Here is a 20,758-nt window from a genome sequence, read left to right as displayed (position 1 = left end):
TATGAATCCTAACTATCTGGATTTTGAGCAGCCGATTGCGGAGCTGCAGGCAAAAATTGAAGAACTTCGTTTGGTTGGAGATGATACTGCCGAGTTAAATATCTCTGAAGAGATCTCTCGCCTTGAAGGTAAGAGTCGTGCTTTGACGGAATCAATCTTTTCAGACCTTTCTGCATGGCAAGTGTCTCAGCTAGCACGTCATCCTCAGCGGCCCTATACATTAGATTACATTGAATATATTTTTGATGAATTTGATGAGATACATGGCGATCGTCATTTTGCGGATGATCAGGCTATTGTCGGTGGTACAGCACGCCTTGATGGCAAGCCCGTTATGATCATTGGGCACCAAAAAGGGCGTGGCGTTCGTGAACGTCAAAAACGTAACTTTGGTATGCCGCGTCCTGAAGGCTATCGTAAAGCATTGCGTCTGATGGAGATGGCTGAACGTTTTAAAATGCCTATTCTTACCTTCATTGATACACCGGGCGCTTATCCTGGTATTGATGCTGAAGAGCGTGGCCAGTCAGAAGCTATAGCGTTTAACTTGGCTAAAATGTCACAATTTAAAACACCCATTATCTCTACCGTGATCGGTGAAGGTGGATCTGGTGGTGCGTTGGCGATTGGTGTATGTGATGAGCTTATGATGATGAGCTACTCTACTTACTCCGTTATATCTCCTGAAGGTTGTGCATCGATTCTTTGGAAGAGTGCTGACCGTGCAGCTGATGCAGCGAAAGCGATGGGTATTACATCTGAGCGTTTGCATGAACTAGGCCTTGTGGATCAAATTATTAACGAGCCATTGGGTGGTGCACATCGTGACCCAGCTCTAACTGCTGCAAACTTAAAACGTCACTTATTAGGTGTTTTAGATCACTTGGATGAGTTACCAACTGATGAATTGCTTGAACGACGTTATAAGCGTCTGATGGCTTATGGTTTTGGCGGTGAAGAGTAACCCTGAAGCGGTTGCTGTCCTCAAAAAATGTGAGCGCCAATTTTCAAATGCGCTCACAGTTATTTCTTCTTCAAATATAGAGCGTTTCCTTATTGCTCATAGTGGTGGTTTAGACTCTCAGGTCTTGCTAGTGCTAGCTTCTCGTTTGTTACCTTCCTCTAAGATACATGTTGTCCATATTAATCATCATTTACAAAATGAGGCTGGTAGTTGGGCTGCTTTTTCGTGTGCTCAGGCTTCTAGGCTTTCTCTTGCTCATGAAGTGGTTGATGTTTTTCCTGAAAACTCATCTGAAAACGCTGCGCGAGATGCTCGATACACTGCATTTGAACGGGTAATAAGGCCTAGGGATTTGTTGTTAATGGGGCATCATGCAGATGATCAGGCTGAAACCCTCTTATTTAGAATGCTGCGTGGAGCTGGATTGCTGGGCTTGTCGGGCATGGCTGCGATGCGTTCTTTGGGGGAAGGGGCTCTGTTTCGTCCATTGCTTAAGTTGAGTCGTGCAGAGTTGGAGCAGGTTGCTGATCTATTGGAATTTGAATATATAGATGACCCGAGCAATCAGGATGAGAGTTACGATCGAAACTTTTTGCGTCATCGTGTGATGCCGTTGTTAAAGCAACGCTGGCCTCATGTGTTGACTCAGTGGCAGAAAAGCGCCGAGCTTATGGCTGAATCGCACTCTTTGCTAGAGTCCTATCTGGAATCTGACCTTTTAGACTGTACCGATCAATGGGGATGCTTAGATTTACAGAAGTTAGAAGGCTTTGAGCCGAACAAGCGTCGAGCGTTATTGCGTCATTGGATCTATGTGAAAACAGGTATTCGAATTAATCAGGAGCAGCTGCAAGTGATTTTTACTGATGTTGTGCTTGCTAAGGTTGATGCGAATCCTGTTTATATTTTGGGTGAATATAAGTTGCGGCGGTTTTTAGGTGCACTTTATGTAGATCGTGATGATCTATCCTTGCCTAACTTGTTGTGTGATGGTCTCCCAGCTGAGCGCGAAGGGGAGTACGATCTGGGTGAGGGAACATTGTATATATCCGCTGCGACAATGGGGCTTAAATCCTTATCTGGTGTTGTGGTAAAGCGCCGTAAAGGTGGAGAGCGCTGTCGCCCTCAAGGTAAAAAACACTCAGTCTCTGTTAAAAAACTATTACAAGAAGCAGCGATACCGCCTTGGTATAGGGAGCATTGGCCGTTGCTTTATGTCGGTGATCAGTTGGTTGCAGTGCCTAGTATTTGCGTTTGTGAGGGATGGTACTCAGAAAAGTCTGGCTTTTCTGTTTTATGGTGCTCCTTTTCATTGTCTGAGCGCTGCTAATTTGCTATCTTATAGCGCCATCTCCAACTTAAAATTTCCTCGTTTAATACACGATCAGACAGGTTCTGCATGACGCGATATATCTTCGTCACAGGCGGTGTTGTGTCCTCATTGGGCAAAGGCATCGCATCCGCATCTCTAGCTGCCATTTTGGAAGCCAGAGGGCTGAAAGTAACTATGTTGAAACTGGACCCATATATCAATGTGGATCCAGGGACTATGAGCCCTATTCAACACGGTGAAGTTTTTGTAACAGAGGATGGTGCAGAAACCGACCTCGACCTTGGCCACTACGAACGTTTTATTCGTACGACCATGAGTAAACGTAATAATTTCACTGCTGGGCGTATCTATCAGCATGTACTCCGTAAAGAGCGCCGTGGTGATTATCTTGGTGGTACAGTACAGGTTATTCCTCATATTACCGATGAGATTAAGCGTCGCGTTATTGAGGGTGCTGGTGATGCTGATGTTGCCTTGGTAGAGATTGGCGGCACTGTTGGTGATATTGAATCGCTACCGTTTATGGAAGCTGTTCGCCAACTTAAAGCGGAACTCGGTTCATCTCGCGCTATGTTTATGCACTTAACCTTAGTGCCTTATATTGCTACTGCGGGTGAGATCAAAACTAAGCCGTCCCAGCATTCGGTTAAAGAGCTTCGTTCAATCGGTATTCAACCGGACATCTTGGTATGTCGGTCTGATTTTGCGATACCCGATTCATCGCGCCGTAAACTATCCCTGTTTACTAACGTGGAAGAGCGGGCGGTTATTTCGCTACCTGATGCCGATACTATCTACAACATTCCTCGTATGCTGTCAGAACAGCATCTTGATGACATCGTGATAGAGCGTTTTAATCTTGAATGTGGTGAAGCTAATCTTGATGAATGGGATCGTGTAGCTGATGCACACTTGAATCCAGAAGGTGAAGTTAAGATTGCCATGGTTGGTAAATACATGGAGCTTCTGGATGCTTATAAATCATTGATCGAGGCGCTTTCCCATGCGGGTATCGCCTTGAAGAGACGAGTTAAAATTGAGTGTATCGATTCTGAACGTGTAGAGCGTGAAGGGGTGGGTATTCTTAGTGATGTTAATGCCATTCTTGTGCCTGGCGGTTTTGGTGAGCGAGGCGTTGAAGGGAAGATCAGTGCTGTTCGTTATGCGCGTGAAAACAAGGTTCCATACTTAGGTATCTGTTTAGGTATGCAAGTAGCAGTGATTGAATTTGCGCGTAATGTTGCAGGTCTGGAAAATGCTACTTCGACTGAGTTTGATGCTCAGGCAGAGTATCCGGTTGTTGGTTTGATTACTGAGTGGAGAACATCTGAAGGTGATGTGGAAACGCGTGGTGAAACTGATGATCTAGGTGGAACAATGCGCTTGGGCGCCCAAATTTGTCATTTGGCTGAAGGATCTACGGCGGCTAAAGCTTATGGTTCTACAGAGGTGACTGAACGTCACCGCCATCGTTACGAAGTGAATAACAATTACGTCTCTAAATTAGAAGATGCTGGTCTACGTATCTCTGGACGTTCAGTTGATGGTGAGTTGGTCGAAGTCGTAGAAGTAGCGGATCATCCTTGGTTTGTGGCTTGTCAGTTCCATCCTGAGTTCACGTCAACTCCTCGTGATGGTCACGGGCTGTTTACCGGTTTTATTCAGGCTGCGATAGACCAACAAGCTAATTGAAAAATTATGGACGGGGGCTAAAAAGCCCCCTGAACGAAAAATTTCTGGAGTTTTTTACCCATGACACAGATTGCTAACATTAAAGCCCGCGAAGTATTGGATTCTCGTGGAAACCCAACTGTAGAAGCTGACGTTATCCTTGCGTCAGGTGTTGTTGGTTCAGCCTGTGCCCCATCTGGTGCATCAACAGGCTCTCGTGAAGCACTTGAACTTCGTGATGGTGATAAAGCGCGTTACTTGGGTAAAGGCGTATTGAAAGCAGTTGCTGCAGTCAACGGTGTTATCCGTGAAGCGCTAATTGGAATGGATGTTACTGATCAGCGTGCGCTTGATAATAAAATGCTTGAGCTGGATGGTACCGAAAATAAAGAAAACCTTGGCGCAAACGCTATCTTGGCGGTTTCTTTGGCGGCGGCTAAAGCAGCGGCTGTAGAGAAAGGTATTCCTCTTTATGCGCACATTGCAGATGTGAACGGCACGCCAGGACAGTACTCTTTGCCTGTGCCTATGATGAATATTCTGAATGGCGGTGAGCACGCGGATAATAACGTAGATATCCAAGAGTTTATGGTGCAGCCTGTTAATTTTGATAAGTTCTCTGAAGGTTTGCGTTGTGGTGCAGAGATTTTTCATGCATTGAAAGCGGTTTTAAAAGCCAAAGGCTTGAATACAGCGGTCGGTGATGAAGGTGGTTTTGCGCCTAATCTAGCGTCCAATGAAGAAGCGCTGGTTGTTATTAAAGAAGCGGTCTCAAATGCAGGTTATGAGTTAGGTAAAGATGTAACTCTAGCTTTAGATTGCGCCGCATCTGAATTTTATAAAGATGGCAAATATGATCTTGCTGGCGAAGGTAAGGTTTTTGATTCCGAAGGTTTTAGTGATTACCTTGCGGTTCTTACTGAAAACTATCCAATCGTTTCTGTTGAAGATGGTTTGGATGAGTCAGACTGGGAAGGTTGGGCTTATCTGACTAAAAGAATTGGCGATAAAGTTCAATTGGTTGGTGATGACCTGTTTGTAACTAATACTAAAATATTGAGCCGTGGTATTGAGCAGAGCATTGGTAACTCAATACTGATTAAATTTAACCAGATTGGTTCTTTGTCAGAAACGCTTGATGCTATCAAAATGGCTAAAGATGCTGGATTTACTGCGGTTATCTCACATCGCTCAGGGGAAACAGAAGACACCACTATTGCTGATTTGGCTGTGGGTACGGCTGCTGGGCAGATTAAGACAGGTTCACTATGCCGTTCTGATCGTGTTGCTAAGTACAATCGCCTGCTTCGTATAGAAGAAGAGTTAGGTGCAGGTGCTATCTATAATGGTCTGAAAGAAATTAAAGGGCAGGGCTAACGTAGTTGTTTGCTCAATAGTCTGATATAAAAAGAGGGCTGTTTGCCCTCTTTTTTTGCTTAAAGAATATCTATGTATCGCTGGTTAATTACTTTACTTATTATTCTCTTGTTGGGACTGCAATACCGATTGTGGTTCGGAGAGGTTAATGTGCGTGATATTTGGGATTTAAATGCCAAGATTGAACTGCAGAAAAGTATTAATCAGGAATTGATCCAAAGAAATAGTGAGCTAGAAGCTGAAGTTCAAGATTTAAAGAAAGGAAAAGCAGCGTTAGAAGAGCGTGCCCGTAGCGAATTGGGCATGATACGTGATGGCGAAACTTTTTTTCAGTTGGTTGAGCCTGCAGAAGAGACTAAATAACACGTGATAAGCCTACCGACAGATTTTAAATATTTATACGGCGTTCCAGAGAGCGAAGCGGTTATTCGTTCAACCCCTGAAGATTTTCAAGTGATAGAGCAGCTTGGCTTTGAACCCGAAGGGCAGGGGGAACACGTATTTTTATATATCCGCAAATGTGGAGAGAATACAGATTGGGTTGCACGTCAGTTAGCTAACTTTGCTCAAGTTAGTCCACGTGATGTGAGTTATGCCGGCAAAAAAGATAGGCATGCGGTTACTGAACAGTGGTTTTGTATTAAATTCCCTATTAAGCGCAATCTAAACTGGAAGCTGTTTGGTGGTGATAGCATTGAGGTGCTTAAGGCGGTACGCCATCCGCGAAAACTTCGCTTAGGTACGCTAAAAGGGAATACATTTAGACTCTGCTTACGACAAGTTACGGATATGGATGCGTTGAAGCGTCGTGTGGCTGTTATTGAAAAAGAGGGTGTGCCCAACTATTTCGGTGAGCAGCGTTTTGGTTTTGATTTTGGTAATTTATATAAAGGCATCGCCCTATTAAAAGGGGAGATTCAGGAGCGGCAGCGGAATAAAAAAGGTATCTATATTTCTGCAGTCCGTTCATGGTTGTTTAATCAGCTTTTGTCTTCACGTATAGAAAGCGGCTTGTGGAATAGCTTAATGGATGGTGATGCTTTGATGATCTCCGGAAGCCAGAGCTGTTTTGTTGAAGAAAAATCGAACGATGAGCTGCAACAGCGCCTTAATAGTGGCGCTATTACGCTTACGGGGCCTTTGTGGGGGCGTGGCGATATGTTACCCCAAGGTGAGGCCGAGGAGTGGGAACGCTCTACTCTTCTACAATGGAAAGATGTTTCCGACCTTTTAGAGACCTTAAGTTTAAATCAGGAGCGAAGAGCTTTGAAGCTGCAGCCTGAAAACCTTAAGCTAGAACAAATAAGCGAGACAGAGTGTTGGATTGAGTTTGGTTTGATGTCCGGTGCTTTCGCAACAAGTGTACTTAGAGAGCTGTGTTCAACTTCTGTGTCAGAGTAACGACGGATATATGAAGATATTAATCTCAAATGATGATGGTGTTTATGCTCCTGGGTTGTCGGCGTTAGTCCGAGCCTTGTCTGATTTAGGGGAGGTTTTAGTTGTCGCTCCGGATAGAAACCGTAGCGCCGCGAGTAACTCTTTAACCCTTGATAGACCATTGGAAATTGTTCACCACGAAAATGGATTTTATAGTATCAATGGCACGCCGACCGATTGTGTTCATATTGGTGGGTCTGGAGTATTAGGCATGGAGCCGGATATTGTAGTGTCGGGGATCAATGCGGGTCCTAATCTTGGTGATGATGTTATCTACTCAGGAACGGTTGCTGCGGCGATGGAAGGGCGGCATTTTCGTTATCCTGCTATTGCTATATCATCAGGCAGCTTTCATCCAGCTTCCTATGAGGCAGCCGCACAAGTAGCCAAAGATATAGTGGCTAATATTCAGCAGTTGAATGTTGCGCCGAGGACTATTTTGAATGTTAATGTGCCTGACTGCTCTGTGGATGAATTTAGCGGTATTCATGTGACCCGTTTAGGGCATAGGTCATGTGCAGATAAGCCTATAGCAACTCATGATCCCCGTGGCAAAGTGCGTTACTGGGTTGCGGGTGCAGGTCTTGCTGCTGATAGAGAGCCCGGTACTGACTTTTATGCGTTAGATGAGCGTTGTGTATCTATTACGCCTTTACATGTGGATATGACGGAATATTCAGGTATGGATAATGTAGGTGATTGGTTGGAGCGTAGTTTTTGAACGATCAGCAATTACGTGGGATAGGAATGACCTCACAGCGAACTCGAGACCGATTAATTAACCGGTTAAGAGAGCAGGGTATAGTTAATGAATCTGTACTCGAAGTGATGCGTCAGACGCCTAGACATATTTTTATTGATGAGGCTTTATCGCATCGTGCGTATGAAGATACGGCCTTGCCTATTGGTTTTAATCAGACCATATCGCAGCCTTTTATTGTGGCGCGTATGACCGAAACCTTATTGGCGGATGGACCTTTAGATAAAGTGTTAGAAGTAGGTACCGGTTCAGGGTATCAAACATCTATTTTGGCGCCTTTAGTGTCCGAATTGTTTAGTGTAGAGCGAATTCGTCCTTTACAAGAAAAAGCGCGAGAGCGGCTAAAGCTGCTAGGGCTCAGAAATGTCCACCTTAAGCATACCGATGGAGGCATGGGGTGGTCAGTCAAAGCACCATTTGATGGGATATTGGCTGCCTGTGCTCCGGAAGAGGTTCCAGAAGAGTTGAAACAGCAGTTGGCTATTGGTGGAAGGCTGATTATTCCTGTAGGTGGAAGTGATAGTCAGGAGCTTAAGTTGGTTATACGTCTCTCAGAAGATGAGTTTTCAACAGAAGTACTTGAGTGTGTGAAATTTGTTCCATTATTAAGCGGTACTGTACGTTAGGGAGTTTAGATGCAAGAAGGGCGTTCACTGCGTGATTATATTGCGCTGTCGGGTAAAGGTATGATGATGGGGGCTGCAGATGCAGTGCCTGGCGTGTCTGGAGGCACGATCGCCTTTATGATGGGAATATATGAAGAGCTTATATTTTCATTAAAGCAGTTTGGACCAGCAGCTGTATTGATGTTGTTTAGAGAGGGGCCTGTTGCTGTATGGAAACATGTAAATGGCTCGTTTCTTTTAACACTGATTTCCGGAATACTATTTAGTTTATTAACTATTTCTCATGTTGTTCTCTATTGGTTGGCGGAATATCCGGAATTACTTTGGTCTTTTTTCTTCGGCCTGATCTTGGCTTCAGTATGGTCAGTCTGTCGGCATATAGATCTATGGGATCGTAATACTTATACCTCTTTTATTGTTGGGGTGGTTACGGCTTACTTTGTTACATCGATGTCCCCTACAAGCTTGGAGGTAACGCCTCTGTTTATCTTTTTGTCTGGTATGGTGGCGATCTGTGCAATGATTCTTCCTGGTATCTCAGGAAGTTTTATTCTTTTGCTCTTAGGTATGTATGCGCCGATCTTGATGGCTATTAAAAATCTAGAACTGCTTACCTTAAGCCTATTTGCTGGTGGCTGTGTTGTCGGGTTGTTAAGCTTTTCCCGCGTGCTGAGTTGGATGTTTAGTTCTTTTAAAACCACCACCTTTGCTCTGTTGGGTGGCTTCATGTTGGGCTCGCTTAATAAAGTGTGGCCTTGGAAATATACAACAGCCTATACCATTAATCGTCATGGAGAGGAGATACCCTTAGTGCAAGAAAATATCTCTCCGTTTTCTTTTGAGTCGCTTACGGGTGAACCCGCGTTATTAATGTATTCTCTATTATTGATGTTTGTAGGGGTTCTGATGGTTGTAGTGATTGAAAAAATGGGGCGAAAATCAGAGGTATAGTATTGTGCTGCTAAGATGGTTTTTAGCGTTTACTATAATGGGATCGCTTGTAGCATGTGGTGGACACACTTATGCGCCCGTTAGTGAACGTGCTGTGCCTGCAGCTATCCATCCGAATACAGCAGAATACATTGTTAAAAAAGGGGATACGCTTTATTCCATAGCGTTTCGTTACGGGATGGATTATCGACAATTGGCTGCCTTGAATGGCATTGGCAGCCATTACAGTATTTATCCTGGACAGCCTTTAAGATTAAAGCCAGCAACGGTACCTTCTAAAGAGTCGATCGTTCGCGACTCTTCAATAGTGGCTCCTAAGCCTATAATTACGTCTACTCGACAGACTGTTGCCGCGAATAAGCCTGTATCAAAACCTAAGCCTCAATCCCAGGCCGCAACGAAAACACCGATTAAGAGCACAGCAAAGCCTTCATCTTCTACAGCTAAGCCGCCAGTAAAAACAACGACTACGAATAAAAAGCCCGAAATTAAAACAACTTCTTCAGGTAAAATTTACTGGAAATGGCCGACCAACGGTAAGGTTTTAAATACATTTAAAACAAGTGGTGTTATTAATAAAGGGATAGATATTGCTGGGTCCAGAGGTCTAGCGATTAAAGCGGCAGCGTCAGGTAAGGTGGTCTATGCAGGTAATGGCTTGTTAGGTTATGGAAATCTCGTAATTATTGATCACAATCAGCAATTTTTGAGTGCATATGCACATAATAGTCGTGTTTTAGTAAAAGAAAATGATATGGTTAAAACAGGCCAGAAAATTGCTGAGATGGGTAGCAGTGGTGCGGATAGAGTCATGTTGCATTTTGAAATACGGCGTGATGGGAAACCGGTTGATCCACTTAGATATTTGCCCAAGCGATAGCCAATAATAATAAAAAAATCTGTTTTTTTAGAATGCGACGGTTAGGGAACGGGTTATGGAGAATATGGATAACGACTGCAAATTGGATTTGCAGGGTGCAGCTGTAAGTGATCAGCAGCTTCAAGAAGAACCGGATCAAACAACTGTAGCGTCCGTAGAAAAAAAGGAGTTTTTAGATAGTGGACGGGGGCGGGGTAGTATTGCCCACAAAGATTTATTAAATGCTAAAAATTTGGATGCAACACAGCTTTATCTGAATGAAATTGGCTTTTCTCCACTTTTGAGCGCTGAGGAAGAGGTTTATTTCTCTCGTTTATCACTTAAGGGAGATGAGGCTGCACGTAAACGAATGATCGAGAGCAACTTGAGATTAGTTGTTAAGATTTCTCGCCGTTACATCAATAGAGGTCTTACCCTGTTAGATCTTATTGAGGAGGGGAATTTAGGGTTGATTCGTGCGGTTGAAAAATTTGACCCTGAACGAGGCTTCCGTTTTTCAACTTATGCTACATGGTGGATTCGTCAAACTATTGAACGAGCGATTATGAATCAAACTCGTACAATTAGGCTGCCGATTCATGTGGTTAAAGAGTTAAACGTCTATCTTCGAGCCGCGAGAGAGTTAGCGCAAAAGTTAGATCATGAGCCATCAGCTGAAGAAATTGCTGAGTTGGTGGATAAGCCTGTTGAGAATGTAGAACGTATGCTGGGTCTCAATGAGCGTGTAACTTCAATTGATACCCCGATGGGTAAAGATTCAGACAAATCTTTACTTGATACTATACCTGATACCATTTCGACTGATCCTGCTACTTTACTTCAGAACTCCAATATCAGTGGGAATCTTGATAACTGGTTGAATGGTTTACCTGAGAAGCATGCTGAAGTTTTATCTAGGCGTTTTGGGCTTCGTGGTTATGAAATGAGTACTTTAGAAGAAGTAGGGCGAGAAATTGGTTTGACGCGTGAACGTGTTCGTCAAATTCAAGTTGAAGCGCTGCGTAAACTGCGTGATATTGTAGAAAAAAATGGCTTAAGTGGAGAAGATCTACTTCAGCAATAGATTGTTTTGTACCCCGATTAAAAAAAACCGCCATGGGCGGTTTTTTTGTATTTATTTAACGAGTTCCTTTAGTTCGTATAAAAGCTCCAGTGCCTGTCGTGGAGAAAGGTCATCAGGAGATATCTTTTTCAGCTCTTTTACGGCTTTGTGAGTCGGTGCGGAAAACATATCGTTCTGAACCGGCGGTGGTGGCGTTGTCATCTGCGCTGCGACAGTAACATCTTGTTCTAGCTGCAGTAGTTTTGTTTTTGCCTGCTGTATTACTTGTAGCGGTACGCCAGCTAGCTGAGCAACTTGTAAACCATAACTTTGACTTGCAGGACCCTCTTTAACTTCATGAAGGAAGACAATGTGATCATTGTGTTCCACTGCCGTTAAATGAACATTGAATACGCTTGGCGCTTGTTCTGGCAAGCTGGTCAATTCGAAGTAGTGGGTTGCAAAGAGTGTAAAGGCACGGGTTTCTCGGGCAAGGTTTTCTGCGCATGCCCACGCGAGGGATAAACCATCAAAGGTGCTGGTGCCTCGGCCCACTTCATCCATTAATACTAAGCTGCGATCCGTTGCATTATGCATAATGTTGGCGGTTTCTGTCATTTCCACCATAAATGTGGATCGACCGCCGGCCAGATCGTCTGAAGAGCCCATGCGGGTAAATATTCGATCTACAATGCCGATTGTTGCTGCGCTCGCGGGTACATAGCTTCCTATGTGGGCCAGTAAAGTGATAAGCGCTGCTTGGCGCATATAGGTTGATTTACCGCCCATGTTTGGCCCTGTGATAATGAGCATCTTGCGCTTAGTATCAAGTTCTAAATCATTAGAAACAAAAGGGTCGTCTAAAACGCTTTCAACAACTGGGTGGCGACCTCGCTGGATTTTAATTTGCGGCTCATCTGTCAAAGTCGGTGGAACATAGTCAAGTGTTGAGGCGCGTTCTGCTAAATTGTTTAGCGTGTCTAGCTCCGCTATAGCAGTTGAAGAATCCTGTAATTCGGCGAGTTCTGCCGCTAAGGTTTCAAGTAGCTCATCATAAAGTGCTTTTTCCCGTGATAGAGCCCGGCTTTTAGCGGAGAGTGCTTTATCTTCAAACTCTTTGAGTTCTGGTGTGATATAGCGTTCGGCATTTTTTAAGGTTTGGCGGCGGATATATTCCGCTGGGAGTTCTGCTTTTTGGGCTTTGCCTATCTCAATAAAGTAGCCGTGAACTCGATTATAACCAACCTTTAGCGTTGTGATACCAGTACGTTCACGCTCGCGGCGCTCGAGTTCAATTAAATAGGCGCCCGCATTTTCGCTTAAGCCACGTAATTCGTCGAGTTCGCTGTCGTAACCTGCGGCTATTACGCCCCCATCACGGATGATGACGGGTGGGTTGTCGATAATCGCTCGGCTAAGTAAATCTGCTAAAGCAGGGAATTCACTGATTGTTTCTGCTAATTCTGCAACTCTAGGGGCTGAGCTTTCGTGTAGTTTACTTTGTAAACTGGGTAATATATTTAATGAGTTACGTAGTCTTTCTAAGTCACGTGGCCGCGCTGAGCGTAAAGCTATGCGGGCTAAAATTCGCTCGCTATCACCTATTTTTTTAAGGTCTTGTTCAATGCTTTCAAAACGATATTCATCTTGTAACCATTGTATAGATGCTTGTCGTGCTAAAAGCGTGCTTCTGTCTTGCAAAGGTCTATGCAACCAGCGTCTCAATAAGCGACTTCCCATCGGAGTTCGGCATTTATCGATCACTTGAGCAAGTGTGTTATCAAAGCTGCCCGATAGATTTTGATCTATTTCTAAATTCTTACGAGTGGCGGCATCAAGGGCCACACAATCGTTGTGGTGCTCAACTTGGATACGACGAATATGGGGGAGTGCGGTTCTTTGGGTGTCTTTAGCGTATTGAAGTAAGCACCCTGCAGCGCTGATGGCTACGCTATGTTGTTCGCACCCAAAGCCGCCTAGATCTTTGACTTTAAATTGTTGGCATAAAAGATTATGAGCGGTATCGGTTTCAAAATGCCAAGGTGCTTGAGGGCGTAAACTTTTGCGTGTAGCCAGTAGTGTGCCGAGCGTTGTTTCTTCGTTATATAAGGTTTCAGAGGGGCGTAAACGCTCAAGTTCACTTAATAATGAATCTTGTGTATTAACTTCCAGTAAACTAAAGCGGCCTGAGGTTATATCAACAATAGCTAAACCGTAAATATCGTCAATATGGTTGATCGCTACGAGTAAGTTGTCTCTATTTTCGTCGAGTAGAGCTTCGTCGCTGACGGTTCCTGGAGTGATAATTCTGGCGACTGCGCGCTCTACGGGACCTTTGCTCGTTGCTGGATCACCAATTTGTTCACAGATTACAACGGATTCACCAGCGCGAACAATTTTTCCTACGTAAGTTTCTGCAGCGTGATAGGGAATACCGGCCATAGGGATCGGCTCCCCTCCGGATTTACCACGTGCTGTTAAGGATATATCGAGTAGTTCAGAGGCTTTTTTTGCATCATCATAGAAAAGCTCATAAAAGTCTCCCATCCGGTAAAATACAAGTTGGTTGGGGTGTTGAGCCTTAATGCGTAGATATTGCTGCATCATAGGTGTATGGGTTGGGGATGCTTTGGTAACCATCTGATTATAATGTCTATTTTGAGGTAAATTAGTTCTGCTTAGGTGCAGATATTAGAGGCATTGTACGTTAAATGGATATGACAACATAGATGCGATTATATATGTGTTCGTGTCTTTTTTTGTGTTGTTTTAGTGAGAAATGAGAATAATAAAAGAGATAAGTTGTGGATAACTGGAGTCTATATGCAACAGCTAGTATGTGAGATTGCTAAGAAAGCGATCGAAAAGAAAGTAATGATAGCGACTGCAGAATCATGCACCGGTGGTTGGATTGCTCAAGAGATAACAGCCGTGGCGGGTAGTTCTGAGTGGTTTGATTGTGGCTTTGTTACTTACAGTAATCAGTCGAAGCACGAGATGTTAGGGGTTTCGGAGCACACCTTGGCACAGTATGGAGCGGTTTCTGAGGAAGTGGTCATTGAGATGGCTGAAGGTGTTCTTTTAAATAGTTCGGCGCAGCTATCGGTCGTTACAAGTGGGATAGCGGGACCGGGGGGGGGTAGTGCAGAAAAGCCGGTTGGTACGGTGTGGTTTGCGTGGGCGGTGCATGATAAGCCGACCCGAACGGCGGTTTTTCAGTTTAATGGCGATCGTGAATCCGTTCGAAAACAAGCGGTTAGGGTGGCGCTTGAGGGAATTTTACAGAACTTGGCCATCTGAGGGTTGCAATCCAGAAATGTTATGAAATAATACTGTCCATACATACAGTATATTTCAACGTAATGTGAAATGACTTAGACAGGGTTTAAGATGGACGCGAATCGTAAAAAAGCGCTTGATGCAGCATTAGGGCAGATTGAAAGACAGTTTGGTAAAGGCGCAGTCATGCGTATGGGGGATCAGCCAAGAGAAGCGATTCCTGCTGTATCGACAGGTTCTTTAGGGCTGGATATCGCTCTGGGTATAGGTGGTTTACCTTATGGTCGAATCGTAGAAATCTATGGTCCAGAATCCTCAGGTAAAACTACATTAACGTTACAAGTTATTGCCGAAGCGCAAAAAGACGGTAAGACCTGTGCTTTCGTTGATGCTGAACACGCATTAGACCCTATCTATGCTGAAAAACTAGGTGTTGATGTCGATAATCTTTTGGTCTCTCAACCAGATACGGGTGAGCAGGCTTTAGAAATTACCGATATGCTTGTTCGCTCTAACGCTGTTGATGTGATTATTGTTGACTCTGTTGCGGCGTTAACGCCAAAAGCAGAAATTGAAGGTGATATGGGTGATACTCATGTTGGTTTACAGGCGCGTCTAATGTCTCAAGCGCTACGTAAATTGACGGGTAATGTAAAAAATTCAAATTGCTTGTTGGTATTTATCAATCAGATCCGTATGAAAATTGGTGTGATGTTTGGTAACCCAGAAACTACAACTGGGGGTAATGCACTTAAGTTCTACTCCTCTGTTCGGTTAGACATCCGTCGTACCGGTGCTGTTAAGTTGGGTGATGAGGTTATTGGTAACGAGACGCGCGTTAAAGTTGTGAAGAACAAAGTGGCACCTCCTTTCCGCCAAGCTGAATTCCAGATCATGTATGGTAAAGGTATCTATCATATGGGTGAGGTAATTGATTTAGGCGTTAAAGAGAAGTTAGTCGATAAATCGGGTGCTTGGTATGCTTATAACGGCGATAAAATTGGTCAAGGTAAGGCTAATGCTGCGAAGTATTTAGAAGAAAATCGTGAAATCGCTAATGAGATTGAAACTGAGTTGCGTAAACGTTTATTGGCGGCAGAACCAGAAGTAAAAGAAGAAAGTGATTCTTCAGAAAATCTTGACCTTATTTAACAATATGCTCGGTTAAGATTAAGACCTCCGTCACTTAGTGATGGAGGTTTTTTTGTTTAAGGCCCTAAATTTTGAAGGCAGTTTAATGGATAGAGAGATTACTAAAAAAGATCTATGGAATAGGGCGATAGGTTTACTTTCACGGCGTGAATACTCTAAAGGTGAGCTGAGAGATAAATTATCGTTAATGTCGACGGAGCTTGATATTGAGTCTGTTTTATCAGATTTAGAAGCGGCAGGATATCAATCTGACACTCGGTTTGTTGAAAGCTTTTTACGGATGAGGATTTCTCAAGGCCATGGTTTGATGCGTATCCGCTTTGATCTAAAGCGGAAGGGGATTGAGGAGTATTTGATTGAAGATGCTGTGCATGCAAATGATGTGGATTGGTTTGAACTAGCTGTAGATCTGTATAAACGAAAGTATGCGCTATCATCGAAAGTGTTAGATTATAAAGAGCGCGCACGAAGAGTTCGTTTTATGAGTCAGCGTGGTTTCTCATTTGATGAAATTCAATATGCTGAAAATGAAGTGTTAAAAAATACAAATTAACGCGTAAATTGGGTATACGCGTTATAGATCCCCATTAATTGTTCTATTAATGGTCATTAATTCAAAAATATTCGAACAATTTCAGTACAGGATATATACTATGGCGCCCATATTTGTGGTTACTTTTTTCTGTCATGGCTATTAGACGGTCATTTGGCAGGTTTACTGGAACGGACACGCAAACGGTTCATCTAATGAAATACATGACAAGCGCTGAAATTCGCCAAGCTTTTTTAGAATATTTTAATAAGCAGGGCCATGAAATTGTAGCAAGTAGCTCACTAATTCCTGCCAATGATCCTACATTGATGTTTACCAATGCAGGAATGGTTCAGTTTAAAGATGTTTTCCTTGGTAGCGATAAACGTAGTTATTCGCGTGCTACTAGTTCTCAGCGTTGTGTGCGTGCTGGTGGTAAGCATAATGACTTGGAAAATGTGGGCTATACCGCTCGCCATCATACATTTTTTGAGATGTTGGGTAATTTTAGCTTTGGTGACTATTTTAAGCGTGATGCTATTCAGTTTGCTTGGAGCTTTCTCACTGAAGTGATGGGGCTGCCAAAAGAGCGATTATGGGTCACGGTCCATCATTCAGATGCCGAAGCTGAGAAAATTTGGAAAGATGAGATCGGTGTTGATCCTGAGCGTTTTTCTAAATTGGATGAAGATAATTTTTGGTCTATGGGCGATACCGGTCCTTGCGGTCCTTGTACTGAGATCTTTTTTGATCATGGTGATGATGTTTGGGGTGGACCTCCAGGCAGTCCTGAAGAAGATGGTGATCGTTACATCGAAATCTGGAACGTTGTATTTATGCAATACAACCGCAGTGCTGACGGTGAAATGACACCGTTACCTAAGCCATCCGTTGATACGGGTATGGGTTTAGAACGTATCGCGGCGATAATGCAGGGCGTTCATTCAAACTATGAGATTGATTTGTTTCAGAGCTTACTTAAGTCAACGGCAGAGGCTGTAGGCGTGAGTGATCTTGATAATAAATCATTACGTGTAATTGCCGATCATATTCGTTCTTGTTCGTTTCTTATTGTTGATGGTGTTTTGCCTTCTAACGAAGGTGCCGGTTATGTATTGCGACGTATTATCCGTCGCGCTGTTCGTCACGGTAATAAGTTGGGGGCAAGTGGTCCTTTCTTTAATCAATTAGTGGCCGCGCTTGTTAAGGAAATGGGCGAAGCCTATCCCGAATTAAAAGAGAAACAGTCTCAAGTGGAGCGCGTTCTTCTGAAAGAGGAAGAGCAGTTCGCGAAGACGTTAGATCACGGTATGCGTTTACTACAGGAAGCGATTGAGCAGTTAGATGGCTCAGAAATTCCAGGAGAAACGATCTTTAAGTTATATGACACTTATGGTTTCCCATTTGACTTAACTGCCGATGTTGCACGTGAACATGAGCTAAGTGTTGATGAAGCAGGTTTTGAGCGGGCAATGGAAGCCCAGCGTGAACGTGCGCGTGCAGCTGGAAAGTTCTCAGTAGATTATAACGATGCGATCCGTCTTGACGGTTCGACTGACTTTACTGGCTATGAACGATTGAATGATTCAGCCACAGTTGTTGCGTTATTTTCTGACGGAAGTGAAGTGCAGCAGCTTGCTGAAGGTCAGCAGGGTGTTGTTGTGCTGGATAAAACACCGTTCTACGCTGAATCGGGTGGTCAAGTAGGTGATAGCGGCATTTTAACGTCAAATACTGCTCGTTTTGATGTGGCTGACTGCACTAAAGAGGGTAAAAATCACCTCCATCATGGTGTATTAACGTCAGGTTCATTGACTGTAGGTGATCATATTTCACCAGAAGTAGACGCGGTACGCCGTCAAGCGATTGCCTTGAATCATTCAGCTACCCATCTATTGCATGCGGCACTTTCCACTGTATTGGGAGACCATGTGCAGCAAAAAGGCTCTCTTAATGATGATGAGCGTTTGCGCTTTGATTTTTCTCATTTTGAAGCGATGACGGCTGAGCAGATAAGTGAAGTTGAGCGTCTTGTTAATGAGCAGATTCGCCAGAATTCAGAAGTTGTTACTGAAATCATGGCAATAGATGCAGCTAAAGAGAAAGGCGCAGCGGCATTGTTCGGTGAAAAATACGATGAGACCGTTAGAGTCCTATCTATGGGAGGGGATTTCTCCATCGAGCTTTGTGGTGGTACTCATGCTAAGCGTACTGGTGATATAGGTTTATTAAAAATCGTATCTGAAAGCGGTGTGGCTGCAGGCGTTAGACGTATTGAAGCGGTCACAGGTGCAGGGGCTTTTAACTGGTTGAACGAAACAGATTTAACTTTGTCTACTGTTTCAGCGTTAGTTAAAGGTTCGCGCGAATCTGTTATTGATAAAGTTAAAGGTTTGTCTGAGCGAAATCGTCAGTTAGAAAAAGAGCTGGAGCAATTGAAAGCTAAATTGGCTTCAGCGGCGGGCTCAGATCTTCTTGGTTCTGCAATCGAGGTTAACGGCGTTAAAGTGCTTGCGGCTCAATTAGAAGGTGTAGAAGCCAAAGCGCTACGTGACACGATTGATCAGTTGAAAAACAAATTAGGTAGTGGCGTGGTCGTATTAGCTACTGTGCAGGATGGCAAGATCGCTTTAGCAGCCGGTGTTACTAAAGAACTGACAAGCCAAATTAAAGCGGGCGATATCATCAAAGACCTGACGGGTAAAATTGGTGGTAAAGGCGGTGGTCGTCCTGATTTTGCGCAGGGTGGTGGTACGGATTTAAATGCATTGTCTGCTGCGCTTGATTCAGTAGAAGATCTTGTTAAGGCAGCGGTTTAATCTGCTCGTAGGGTATTAATTATGGCGCTGTATGTACAAAAATACGGTGGTACATCCGTAGGTAGTGTTGAGCGGATTGAAGCTGTGGCTGAAAAAGTACAAGGTTTCAAGCAGCAGGGGCATGACATCGTTGTTGTTGTGTCTGCGATGAGTGGTGAAACTAATCGTCTTATCGGCTTAGCTAAAGAGATACAACCGCAAACACCAAATCCTCGTGAGATGGATGTGCTGCTCTCTACAGGTGAGCAGGTAACTATAGCTCTACTCTGTATGGCGCTAGAGAAAAGAGGCGTTCCTGCGCGTTCTTATACGGGTAGTCAGGTTAAAATTCTGACTGATTCTTCCCATATGAAAGCGCGGATAGAGGATATAGAAGTCTCATCTATGCAAGCTGATTTAGCTGAGGGGCGTGTCATTGTTGTTGCCGGTTTCCAAGGTGTTGATGTTGACGGCAATATCACGACTTTAGGTCGCGGTGGTTCTGATACGACGGGTGTTGCGCTAGCTGCGGCATTAAAAGCTGATGAATGTCAGATCTATACGGACGTTGATGGCGTATACACTACCGATCCTAGAGTTGTTAGTGGGGCGCAGCGCTTAGATGTGATTACCTTTGAAGAGATGCTAGAGATGGCCAGTCTTGGTTCAAAGGTGTTACAGATTCGTGCAGTTGAGTTTGCTGGGAAGTATAAGGTTCCTTTGAGGGTGCTGCATAGTTTTCAAGATGGGCCAGGTACGTTGATTACCATAGAGGATGAGTCAACCGTGGAAAAACCAATTATTTCAGGCATTGCGTTTAATCGTGATGAAGCAAAACTAACCGTTATGGGGGTGCCTGATATACCAGGTGTGGCTTCCAAAATATTAGGTCCAGTTAGTCGTGCAAATATAGAAGTTGATGTGATCGTGCAGAATGTTGCTGCGGATAACACAACGGATTTTACTTTCACTGTGCATCGCAATGATTACGATGTTGCGCGTAGCGTGCTTGAGAAGGCCTCAGAGGCGCTTGGGGCCCGTGAGGTGGTGGGAGATAACAAAATTGCCAAAGTTTCTATTGTGGGCGTTGGTATGCGCTCTCATGCGGGAGTGGCAAGTAAAATGTTTGATGCTTTGGCAGAAGAGAATATTAATATTCAGATGATATCTACCTCTGAAATTAAGGTTTCTGTTGTTATTGCTGAGAAATATCTAGAACTGGCGGTACGTGCTTTGCACTCTGTTTTTGAGCTAGATGCGAACAACTCTGTAAGTGAAAAATAGAACTTATAGTGAGAAGCTAGTCTATAGTTAGGTTAGCGTTATTATATGGGCAGCGTATTGGCAGGGTATTGGATGAATGCCGGTGTGTAGGTTGTTTTTTTTGAGCAAGCTGGCCTTGGATGTACAAAGGAGATTCTAAAGCATGTTAATTCTTACTCGTCGTGTAGGCGAAACTTTAATGGTTGGTGACGAAGTCACTGTTACAGTCCTTGGTGTGAAGGGTAATCAGGTTCGTATAGGTGTAAATGCGCCTAAAGATGTGTCTGTTCACCGGGAAGAAATCTATCAGCGTATCCAGCGTGAGAAGGAAGAAGAGGGAAATCAGTAATAAATTTCAAATCTTTTCTTTCCTTTTTAAAATCAGTTAGGTATATTACGCGCCGTTGTTGGTGAGCTGGCCGAGTGGCTGAAGGCGCGCCCCTGCTAAGGGCGTATAGGAGAAATCTTATCTAGGGTTCGAATCCCTAGCTCACCGCCATTTGATTAAGCGCCCGTAGCTCAGCTGGATAGAGTACCTGGCTACGAACCAGGCGGTCAGAGGTTCGAATCCTCTCGGGCGCGCCAATCAAATACAACGGTCTTACTTTTTGGAATGCGCCCGTAGCTCAGCTGGATAGAGTACCTGGCTACGAACCAGGCGGTCAGAGGTTCGAATCCTCTCGGGCGCGC

Annotated in this window: 18 protein-coding genes and 3 tRNA genes; 20 read left to right on the top strand and 1 reads right to left on the bottom strand. The window is 44.0% G+C overall.

Features of this window, described 5'->3' with window-relative positions; genetic code table 11:
* Position 1 precedes the first annotated feature (1 nt).
* The 11 genes from accA to rpoS all read left to right on the top strand — a co-directional run bounded on the left by accA (position 2) and on the right by rpoS (position 11,065).
* Complete coding sequence (gene accA, locus Q4486_RS11265; protein WP_303416370.1) at positions 2-964, top strand: acetyl-CoA carboxylase carboxyl transferase subunit alpha; 963 nt, start codon at positions 2-4, stop codon at positions 962-964.
* Positions 954-2,294 (top strand): tRNA lysidine(34) synthetase TilS, encoded by a 1,341-nt coding sequence (gene tilS / locus Q4486_RS11260; protein WP_303519487.1) that lies wholly within the window; start codon positions 954-956, stop codon positions 2,292-2,294. The genes accA and tilS overlap by 11 nt, the downstream gene beginning before the upstream one ends.
* Before the next feature lie 69 nt (positions 2,295-2,363).
* A complete protein-coding gene (locus tag Q4486_RS11255; protein WP_303416372.1) occupies positions 2,364-3,989 on the top strand; it encodes a CTP synthase in 1,626 nt (541 codons plus the stop codon).
* Positions 3,990-4,049: 60 nt separating this feature from the next.
* Positions 4,050-5,345, top strand: a complete 1,296-nt coding sequence (eno, locus tag Q4486_RS11250; protein ID WP_303416373.1) for a phosphopyruvate hydratase — start codon at positions 4,050-4,052, stop codon at positions 5,343-5,345.
* A 72-nt stretch (positions 5,346-5,417) separates the two neighbouring features.
* Positions 5,418-5,708, top strand: a complete 291-nt coding sequence (ftsB, locus tag Q4486_RS11245) for a cell division protein FtsB (protein WP_303416374.1) — start codon at positions 5,418-5,420, stop codon at positions 5,706-5,708.
* Positions 5,709-5,711: 3 nt separating this feature from the next.
* Positions 5,712-6,746: a tRNA pseudouridine(13) synthase TruD gene (gene truD, locus Q4486_RS11240; RefSeq protein WP_303416375.1), complete on the top strand. Its 1,035-nt coding sequence runs from the start codon at positions 5,712-5,714 to the stop codon at positions 6,744-6,746.
* Between the two features lie 10 nt (positions 6,747-6,756).
* Positions 6,757-7,506 (top strand): 5'/3'-nucleotidase SurE, encoded by a 750-nt coding sequence (surE, locus tag Q4486_RS11235; protein WP_303416376.1) that lies wholly within the window; start codon positions 6,757-6,759, stop codon positions 7,504-7,506.
* 26 nt (positions 7,507-7,532) lie between these two features.
* Entirely contained in the window at positions 7,533-8,171 is a 639-nt protein-coding gene (locus tag Q4486_RS11230; RefSeq protein ID WP_303416389.1) for a protein-L-isoaspartate(D-aspartate) O-methyltransferase, read from the top strand.
* 9 nt (positions 8,172-8,180) lie between these two features.
* Positions 8,181-9,122, top strand: coding sequence for a DUF368 domain-containing protein (locus Q4486_RS11225; protein ID WP_303416377.1), 942 nt, complete (start codon positions 8,181-8,183; stop codon positions 9,120-9,122).
* A gap of 37 nt (positions 9,123-9,159) precedes the next feature.
* Positions 9,160-10,002 (top strand): peptidoglycan DD-metalloendopeptidase family protein, encoded by an 843-nt coding sequence (locus tag Q4486_RS11220; RefSeq protein WP_303519485.1) that lies wholly within the window; start codon positions 9,160-9,162, stop codon positions 10,000-10,002.
* Positions 10,003-10,057: 55 nt separating this feature from the next.
* The gene (rpoS, locus tag Q4486_RS11215; protein ID WP_303519483.1) at positions 10,058-11,065 is read left to right on the top strand and encodes an RNA polymerase sigma factor RpoS; all 1,008 of its coding nucleotides are present in this window, start codon (positions 10,058-10,060) and stop codon (positions 11,063-11,065) included.
* A gap of 51 nt (positions 11,066-11,116) precedes the next feature.
* Here the strand turns inward: rpoS and mutS are convergent, their stop codons facing one another.
* Positions 11,117-13,684 carry a DNA mismatch repair protein MutS gene (gene mutS / locus Q4486_RS11210; protein ID WP_303519481.1) on the bottom strand — a complete coding sequence of 856 codons (2,568 nt, stop codon included), beginning with the start codon at positions 13,682-13,684 and terminating at the stop codon, positions 11,117-11,119.
* Positions 13,685-13,867: 183 nt separating this feature from the next.
* Between mutS and Q4486_RS11205 the strand changes: the two genes are divergently transcribed.
* The 9 genes from Q4486_RS11205 to Q4486_RS11165 all read left to right on the top strand — a co-directional run bounded on the left by Q4486_RS11205 (position 13,868) and on the right by Q4486_RS11165 (position 20,757).
* On the top strand, positions 13,868-14,344 hold the full coding sequence (locus Q4486_RS11205) for a CinA family protein (protein WP_303519479.1): 477 nt from the start codon (positions 13,868-13,870) through the stop codon (positions 14,342-14,344).
* A 90-nt stretch (positions 14,345-14,434) separates the two neighbouring features.
* Positions 14,435-15,475, top strand: a complete 1,041-nt coding sequence (gene recA / locus Q4486_RS11200) for a recombinase RecA (protein ID WP_303416382.1) — start codon at positions 14,435-14,437, stop codon at positions 15,473-15,475.
* An 85-nt stretch (positions 15,476-15,560) separates the two neighbouring features.
* Positions 15,561-16,028 (top strand): regulatory protein RecX, encoded by a 468-nt coding sequence (locus Q4486_RS11195; protein WP_303519478.1) that lies wholly within the window; start codon positions 15,561-15,563, stop codon positions 16,026-16,028.
* A 203-nt stretch (positions 16,029-16,231) separates the two neighbouring features.
* The gene (gene alaS, locus Q4486_RS11190) at positions 16,232-18,826 is read left to right on the top strand and encodes an alanine--tRNA ligase (protein ID WP_303519552.1); all 2,595 of its coding nucleotides are present in this window, start codon (positions 16,232-16,234) and stop codon (positions 18,824-18,826) included.
* A gap of 21 nt (positions 18,827-18,847) precedes the next feature.
* Entirely contained in the window at positions 18,848-20,089 is a 1,242-nt protein-coding gene (locus Q4486_RS11185; RefSeq protein ID WP_303416384.1) for an aspartate kinase, read from the top strand.
* A 142-nt stretch (positions 20,090-20,231) separates the two neighbouring features.
* Positions 20,232-20,417: a carbon storage regulator CsrA gene (csrA, locus tag Q4486_RS11180; RefSeq protein ID WP_067867177.1), complete on the top strand. Its 186-nt coding sequence runs from the start codon at positions 20,232-20,234 to the stop codon at positions 20,415-20,417.
* 60 nt (positions 20,418-20,477) lie between these two features.
* A tRNA-Ser gene (locus Q4486_RS11175) sits at positions 20,478-20,567 on the top strand.
* Between the two features lie 9 nt (positions 20,568-20,576).
* Positions 20,577-20,653: transfer RNA gene (locus Q4486_RS11170), tRNA-Arg, on the top strand.
* 30 nt (positions 20,654-20,683) lie between these two features.
* Positions 20,684-20,757: transfer RNA gene (locus tag Q4486_RS11165), tRNA-Arg, on the top strand.
* Position 20,758: the final 1 nt, after the last annotated feature.

This window comes from Neptuniibacter sp. 2_MG-2023, assembly GCF_030547495.1.
Classification (GTDB): Bacteria; Pseudomonadota; Gammaproteobacteria; order Pseudomonadales; family Balneatricaceae; genus Neptuniibacter.
This window is presented reverse-complemented; position numbering and strand designations above follow the sequence as displayed.